This is a genomic window from Chloroflexus sp. (assembly GCF_034435895.1).
GTDB lineage: Bacteria > Chloroflexota > Chloroflexia > Chloroflexales > Chloroflexaceae > Chloroflexus.
Genome location: NZ_DAOTWH010000226.1, coordinates 1 through 7796 on the forward strand (window position 1 = coordinate 1; position 7796 = coordinate 7796).

At 59.7% G+C, this 7796-nt stretch carries 7 protein-coding genes; 3 read left to right on the plus strand and 4 right to left on the minus strand.

All coding sequences use genetic code 11. The annotated features are described in order from the left end of the window. A partial coding sequence (locus U9R81_RS20090) for an LPXTG cell wall anchor domain-containing protein (RefSeq protein WP_416180965.1) occupies positions 1–135 on the plus strand: 135 nt, incomplete at its 5' end. A gap of 168 nt (positions 136–303) precedes the next feature. Here U9R81_RS20090 and htpG read toward each other — a convergent pair. The 3 genes from htpG to apbC form a co-directional block, all read right to left on the minus strand. Next, positions 304–2193: a molecular chaperone HtpG gene (gene htpG / locus U9R81_RS13295; protein ID WP_322495925.1), complete on the minus strand. Its 1890-nt coding sequence runs from the start codon at positions 2191–2193 to the stop codon at positions 304–306. A gap of 142 nt (positions 2194–2335) precedes the next feature. Beyond that, positions 2336–3397, minus strand: coding sequence for a GTP 3',8-cyclase MoaA (gene moaA, locus U9R81_RS13300; RefSeq protein WP_322495926.1), 1062 nt, complete (start codon positions 3395–3397; stop codon positions 2336–2338). Between the two features lie 445 nt (positions 3398–3842). Then, a complete protein-coding gene (gene apbC, locus U9R81_RS13305) occupies positions 3843–4937 on the minus strand; it encodes an iron-sulfur cluster carrier protein ApbC (protein WP_322495927.1) in 1095 nt (364 codons plus the stop codon). Between the two features lie 180 nt (positions 4938–5117). Between apbC and U9R81_RS13310 the strand changes: the two genes are divergently transcribed. Both U9R81_RS13310 and U9R81_RS13315 read left to right on the plus strand, forming a co-directional pair. Next, positions 5118–5750, plus strand: coding sequence for a helix-turn-helix transcriptional regulator (locus tag U9R81_RS13310; RefSeq protein WP_322495928.1), 633 nt, complete (start codon positions 5118–5120; stop codon positions 5748–5750). 93 nt (positions 5751–5843) lie between these two features. Then, on the plus strand, positions 5844–6458 hold the full coding sequence (locus U9R81_RS13315) for a superoxide dismutase (protein WP_322495929.1): 615 nt from the start codon (positions 5844–5846) through the stop codon (positions 6456–6458). Positions 6459–6675: 217 nt separating this feature from the next. On the opposite strand, the gene U9R81_RS13320 is transcribed toward U9R81_RS13315, so the two are convergent. After that, positions 6676–7796: hypothetical protein (locus U9R81_RS13320; protein ID WP_322495930.1), on the minus strand; the 1121-nt coding region annotated here is incomplete at its 5' end.

A 7796-nucleotide genomic window follows, 5' to 3' on the forward strand; every position in this document is an offset into this window, starting at 1 on the left:
GTTCCCTCTCCCACCCCCGCCGCCGAGCCAGCGCCGGTCGCTGGCGGCAGTGGCGCGCCGTGGTGGTTGTGGATCGTGTTGGCGGTAATTGCGTTAGGTGGCGCGGGGTTGTTCGTCTCCCGGCGTAGAAAGTAAAGGCGCAGAGACTTTTAACGCAAAGACGCAAAGGGCGCGAAGATCGCTAAGGGTTTGTTATGGTAGGGGGCTAGAGTACGGCTGTCCTAAAGCCCCCTATTTCAACCACCTTTGCGATCTCTGCGATCTCTGCGCCTTTGCGTTTACAATGCTTTGCGTTCTCTGTGGCTACCGCTCGGCGTTGGCGGCGAGTTCAAGCAGTCGCAAGATGCGCGGCACCATGGCCGCCGGGTCGCGGTGCAAGCCCTCGATCAACAGCGCGTTGTCGTAGAGCTGCTCGGCGGCCAGCGGGATCAGCGGGTCGTTGGGATCGGCAGCGGCGCGGCGGGCGAGCGCCGCGATCAAGGGGTGAGCCGGGTTGAGATCCAGAATGCGCGGCCCGGTTTGTACCTCGTGACCCAGAATCTGCTGGATACGCTGCATCTCGCGGCCAAACGCCGCCTCATCGGCGACCAAGCGGGCCGGGCTATCGCGTAGTACCTTAGAGGCACGCACCTCTTTCAGCCGCTCGCCCAAGGCAGCCGCAATCCGTTCGGCCAGCGCGGTAAATTGGGCATCGTCAATCGCTGGGGCGGGCTGCTCCACCTCGCCGGGCAAATCAAGCTCGCCCTCGTCAATGTTGCGCAGGCGCAAGCCCTCGTACTCGCGCAACCCCGACAGCATAAAGCCATCCATCAGGTCAGTGAAGAGGATGACCTCGATATCGCGCGCGCGCAGCGGATCGAGGTGCGGACTGCTCAGCGCCGCCTCGCGGCTGGCCGCCATCAGGTAGTAAATCTCCTTCTGGCCGGGCGCCATGCGTTCTTTGTAGGTAGCCAGCGTAATCAGCTCCTCGCCGCTCTTGGTCGTCTGGACGCGCAGCAGCTTGAGGAGATCATTGCGGTACTCGTAATCAGTAGCGATCCCTTCTTTGATAAAGAGGCCGAACTCTTGCCAGAAGGTGCGGTACTTTTCGGGATCGCGTTCGGCCAGCTCGTTCAGCTCTTTGTTCAAACGAGCGGTGAGCGTCTTACGCAGGCGCTGCATCACCGGCGAACCGCCAGCAGTGCCGCTCTGGACACTCTCGCGCGATACGTTGAGCGGCAGGTCTTCGCTGTCAACCACGCCCTCGATAAAGCGGAAGTGGGCCGGCAATAGATCCTTCGCCTCTTCGAGGATCAACACCTTGCGCGAATAGAGCTTAATCTGGCCCTCGATCCGCCGTTCGAGGAGGCCGCGCTCGCGGCGTGACGGAATGTAGAGAATCGCGTGCAGATCAACCGGCGCGTCAGTCGAGATGTGGATATAGCTCAGCGGTGGCTGGCTATCGAGGGTCAGTTGGCGATAGTAGTCGTGATATTCCTCAGTAGTGACATCGCGCGGCGCCTTGCGCCAGATCGCGGTGCGGGCGTTGATCTGGCGGCCATTGAGCATGATTGGGAAAGCAATATAGTTCGAGTGGCGACGGACAATCTGCTCGATCCGCCACGGATCAGCGAACTCGGCAGCATCCTCTTTGAGATGGAGGGTAATCGTGGTGCCGCGTTGGGCGCGCTCGGCGGGGCCAACGGTAAAGCTATCGCCGCCGCTCGATTCCCACATGGCCGCTGGCGCATCGGGCCGGTACGACTGCGACACGACTGTCACCTTATCGGCGACCATAAACACCGAGTAGAAGCCGACGCCAAACTGGCCAATAATCTCACTCGCCGTCTGCTTAGCCCCTTCGCCGGCCTGTTTCACAAACGCGCGCGCCGCCGACTGGGCAATCGTGCCAAGATGCTCAACCATCTCCTCGGCGGTCATGCCGATGCCGGTATCGCTGATCGAGAGGGTGCGCGCCTCTTTGTTGACCTCAATCGTAATCTGCGGTTCGAGTTCAGGGTTACGCACCTCGCGGTTGGTGAGCATCTCGAACTGCACCCGGTTGATTGCGTCGGAAGCGTTCGAGATTAGCTCACGCAGAAAGATTTCGCGGTCAGTGTAGAGCGAATGGGCAAGAATGTACAGCACCTGCTGCACTTCGGCCTTAAAGGCATGGGATTGCCGGCCAGTTTCGGTCAATGGTTCGGTAGTCATAGACCTCCCTCGCTATGGCTGAGCGATACAAGCGCGTTGGCAAGCAAACACAACGCCAAGCGCATGCCACCAACGCACTACCATGCATTGTAATCACTCAGCCGGCGTTTGTTCGTTAGAGAGATGTTGGAAATCGGCCCGCTCAGCCGCCTAATTCCGACATCCCGCGCAGGGTTGGTTTCACGCCTTCGGGGAGGCCGTGGCCCCATGGTTTGATGTAGACGGCGTGGCGAATGATCTGCTCAATTTCATCAACGGTAGCGCCATTGCGCACGGCGGCGCGCAGATCGACCTCATCGTCGCGCAAGAGGCACAGATGCAGGCGGCCATCAGCAGTGAGGCGCATACGGTTACAGGTCGAACAGAAGGGGTCGCTCACGCTCGAAATAAAGCCGATCACCCCCTTGGCGCCGGGCAACCGGTAGGTGCGGGCCGGATCGCTCGGCGCATGGCCAATCTCTTCCAGCGGGCCGTAGTGCTGTTCGAGGCGAGCAATCAGCTCGGCGCTAGTGACAATCCCCTCTTCGGCCAACCCCGCTACCCCGGTGAGCGGCATCACCTCGATAAAGCGAAACTCCCATGGCCGGTCGAGGGTCAGGCCGGCTAGCCGCACCACCTCTTCGTCATTCATCCCGCGCACCACCACCGCGTTCAGCTTGATCGGATGCAGACCGGCGGCGTCCGCCGCCTCAATGCCGGCCCACACCTCATCGAGACTGCCGCCGCGGGTCATCATGCGAAACTTCACCGGATCGAGCGTATCAATGCTAATGTTGACGCGATCCAACCCCGCTTCGCGCAGCGGTTGGGCCAGCTTGCGCAAGCGCAGAGCGTTGGTAGTCATCGCGATATGCTCAATACCGGGAATCCGTTTCAGCTCGCGCACCAGATTGATCAGATCGTGGCGCAGAGTCGGTTCGCCGCCGGTCAAGCGCAACTTGCGGAAACCGGCGCGGGCAGCGGCGCGTATGACGAGCAACAACTCATCGTTGGTGAGCAATTCAGGGCGGGGGGCGAACTGCATGCCGACCGCGGGCATGCAATAGACGCAACGCATATTGCAGCGGTCAGTGAGCGAAACGCGCAGATAGTCGATCCGGCGACCATACTGGTCAAGAGCAGGGGTATCGGTGGCGTAGCGGGGATGGCGGGATGGCTCGTAGAAGGTGATTGGAATTGTGCCGGAGAGCGGCTGAGCGGCCATGCATACACCTCATCGTGAACACGCAACGACGCAACGGACAGCCAAAAAGGATTAATATTGCCCCCATCCCCTCCCCCGCTGGGGGATGTAGCCCCCACCCCCAGCCCTCCCCCACTGGGGGTGGGGAGGACAGAGGGTTTGACCCGAACCCCGGCCCTTCAGGGCTTGGCTAGGGTTACGAAGCCCGCTGCGCGGGCTGCTAGCCCTCACCCCAGCCCCTCTCTCCCTGACGCGGGAGAGGGGAGCGCAGAAATGAGCGTTAAGGCATCGTACAGCGATCAACGGTTGTGCTCGATCAAACGTTGTCTCCGTCTCTCAACCCCGCTGGGGGAGGGGAGTATGAATCCTTCCCCTAGAGGGGGGCTGTGCCCGATGGCCCCCACCCCCATCCCCTCCCCCCCGCTGGGGGAGGGGGGATACGACGCGCTGAAACTTGGTAATCGTCTTACACTGTCGCGTACTGCAACACCGAAATGCGAGCGGCGACTTGGCGGGCGAGTTCCCGGAAGATATTGGCGTAGGCATCGGGCGCGTCGCTGATCACGGCAGGCTGGCCGGTATCACCACCCTCGCGCACGCTCATGCCGAGCGGAATCTGGCCGAGCACTGGCACGCCCAATTGGCGCGCCAGCCGTTCGGCGCCGCCGCTGCCAAAGATGTCGTAACGCTTGCCGGTATCAGGCGCGATGAAATAGGCCATATTCTCGACCACGCCGAGCAATGGCACATTCACCTTGCGGAACATCTCCATCGCCTTGATCACATCGATCGTCGCCACCTGCTGGGGGGTGGTCACAATCAGCGCGCCGGTCAGCGGCAGGCTTTGGGCAAGGGTCAGGGCCACATCACCGGTGCCGGGGGGCATATCGATAATCAAGTAATCGAGCGGCGCCCACGCCACCTGATAGAGGAACTGGCGCAACAATTGGCTGACCATCGGCCCGCGCCAAATCACCGGCTGCGACTCATCGATCAAAAAGCCGACCGACATCACCTTGATACCGTGATTGTTCAGCGGCAGCATTATCGGCTGGCCGTTGGCATCACTGACGGCGGTCGGCTGGCCGCGAACCCCCAACATCAACGGCAAACTCGGCCCGAAGACATCGGCGTCGAGCAGGCCGACCTGCGCCCCCATCTGGGCCAGCGCCACAGCCAGATTCGCCGCCACCGTGCTCTTGCCGACCCCGCCCTTGCCGGCGGCCACCGCAATCACATTGGCCACACCGGGAATGGCCGACTGCTCAGGAATACCGGCGGGCCGGCGCACATTCGCGGTGAAATCGACATTGACCTCTTTCACGCCGGGAACGGCGCTCACCGCAGCGACCACCTCATCGCGGATCTGATCTTTGAGCGGGCAGGCTGGGGTCGTCAACTCAATCGTACAGCGGACAATTCCATCACAAATCGCAACATGCTTCACCATTTGGCGAGACACCAGATCGCCGCCCAACTCTGGCTCTTGCACCTGCCGCAACGCGGCCAAAATCTGCTCTTCCGTCACCTGTGCCGGCTGCTTGCCAGAAAAGAGACCCATGCCTCTACTCCATACAACCTAACTGCGTGTCGCTTAGCATTATACCAGAGAATTAAGAAAGAATGATGTTGCTAAAATAGCGAAATTCGTGCGTCTTCCTTGACAGGCCATAGCGCGATTGATATACTCACCATAAGACCATATCGATAGGATTATACACATAAAGTGGTGACGCCGGCCATGAAAGTTGAGCGCAGAGAACAAGGGGCGACGCGGCGCAGCATCTTGCAATTGTTGCGCCGGCATGGAGAGATGAGCGCCGTTGAATTGAGCGCCGCGCTCGAAATTGGCGCGGTTGGCATTCGCCAGCACTTAACCGCGCTTGAGCGGGAAGGGTTGGTTTACATTTGCGGCTTGCGCCGGAACGTTGGCCGGCCAGCGCATCTGTATGCGCTTACCGAGCGAGCGGAAACGTTCTTCCCCAAGCATTACGAACGGCTGGTATGCGAGCTGATCGAGAGTGTTGCCGCGGTTGGTGGCGATACGGCGGTGAGCGAGGTGCTTGAGCAACGGCGCAAGACGTTAAGCGCCGATCTCGCGCCCAAATTGGCCGGCAAGTCGCGGGCGGCGCAAGTGACGGTACTGGCCGATACGCTAGCCGCACAGGGCTATATGTGCGAGTGCGAGCAGCTCGATAATGGCGATCTACTCATGATGCAGTACAACTGCCCATTCGATTGCGTTGCGCGCCGTTATCCGCAGATTTGCGATCAAGAACTGCGCCTTTACGAAGATTTGCTGGCTACGACGATCAAGCGTGATATGACGATTGCCGAAGGCGGGCATTGCTGCCGCTATCGTATTCCGGCGTAGCATTAGGTTGATAATTCGCGGTACAATAGAAGTGCACCCAAGCTGATGGCCAATGGTGGCCGTCATTGTTTGAAAACGTCTCGGAGGTTACGCATGCCGTTTGAAGTTCCGCCGTTGCCTTACGACTATAACGCGCTGGAGCCGTACATTGACGAAGCGACGATGCGTTATCACCACGATAATCACCATCAGACCTACGTCACCAACCTGAATAACGCCTTGGCCAACTACCCCGATTTGCAGGGCAAGACGATCGAAGAGCTGCTGAGCAATTTGGAAGCCATTCCCGAAGCCATTCGCACCGCGGTGCGCAACAACGGCGGCGGGCATTGGAACCATACCTTCTTCTGGGAGATTATGGGGCCGAACGCCGGCGGCGCGCCGGAAGGCGAGCTGGCGGCTGCGATTGACGCTGCCTTCGGCAGCTTCGATGCCTTCAAAGAGAAGTTCAAGACGGCGGCGCTGGGCCGCTTCGGTTCGGGGTGGGCATGGCTGATTGCCGGTAAAGACGGTAGCCTGAGCATTATGAGCACGCCGAACCAAGACAATCCGCTAATGGAGGGCAAGACGGCCATCCTTGGCATCGATGTCTGGGAGCATGCCTACTATCTGAAGTACCAATACAAGCGGGCCGCCTACGTCGATGCGTGGTGGAACGTGGTGAATTGGGCGAAGGTGGCCGAGCATTACGCGGCGGCGAAGGCCTAGGACAGTGCGGGTTGCGGAGAGCAATGATCTCTGGAGTGCGGCAGTTTACCTGCCGCACAACGCAGCGGCGAAGGCCTAAGCCAGTGTGGGTTGCGGAGCGTGCGGCAGCCAAGTTGCCGCACGCTTTTTCCAACCCTCGTGGTCAGAGCAAGGTTGAGCGCAATCAACCAATCGATCCCTCTGTTCTTACCTTTGGGAACAGACGGCTTAACATGAACTATGGCACCCGCGCGTCCGGATTAATCCGGTAGGTGTTGATGATCGCGTTGGTCTGGTCGAGCAGCGCATCAAACTGCTCTTCCGGCACTAGGGTGGTCAATACGGCCACTTTATTGCCGCGCTGTTCGATGAAACTGTTGCCCAACATTGACGCCTGCACGTTATTTGAGGCGGTGGACGTGTATCCCCAGACGATCAGAATGCTGCCGTCGTTCTGCGGGCGGGGGTCTTCGTAGAAGAAATCGGGCTGGTTGCCGAATGAATCCTCGAGATAGGCAATCAACTTATCCACCAACTGTTCATCGCTGTATTGTCTGTTATCTGCTAACACATCCACGATAATCGCGGCATTGTTTGAGGGATCGGTCCAGACCAGAATCAACTCGCCGGGCCGGCTATTGTCGGTGAGCGTCCAGTTGACCGGCAGATCGATACTAAAGACACCCGAAGGGTGCGAATAGGTGCGCAACTGGCCGATCTCAACCGGCGCCAGACCGCCGCCGCTGGTGGTGCCGCCGCCAATGGTGGTACCGCCGCCGAGCGCGGCGCTGGAGTCGATGGCATACGTATTGATGATGTTGTCGGTCTGGCTGCGCAAGGTGTCAAACTGCTCATCCGGCACGAGCGTGGTCAGGATCGAGATCTTGTTGCCGCGCTGTTCGACAAAGCTGTTGCCGAGCATGGTGGCTTTGATGTTGTTGTCGACGGTTGCAATATACGACCATACCACCAGTTGGCTGCCATCATTCTGGGGGCGCGGATCTTCGTAGAAAAAATCAGGCTGATTACCAAAGCGATCTTCGAGGAAGGTATTGAGCAGATTAACCAATTGGCTATCCGTAAAGCTGCGGCTGTCCTCGAAGATATTGACTAAGATCGCGCCATTGCCGGTCGGGTCAGTCCAGATCAGCAACAGCTCATCGGGCGAACTATTGTCTTGCAGCGTCCAGTTGTTGGGCACATCAATGCGGAACACACCGCTTGCATGGCGGTAGGTTTTGAGCGGGCCAATATCGACCAGCGCCAACTGGCTGCTTTGGGTTGAGGCCACGGTCGGCGATGGGCGGGGCGTGGCGGTCGGTTCAGGCGGGCGGGTCGGGCGAGGGGTGCGGGTGGGTG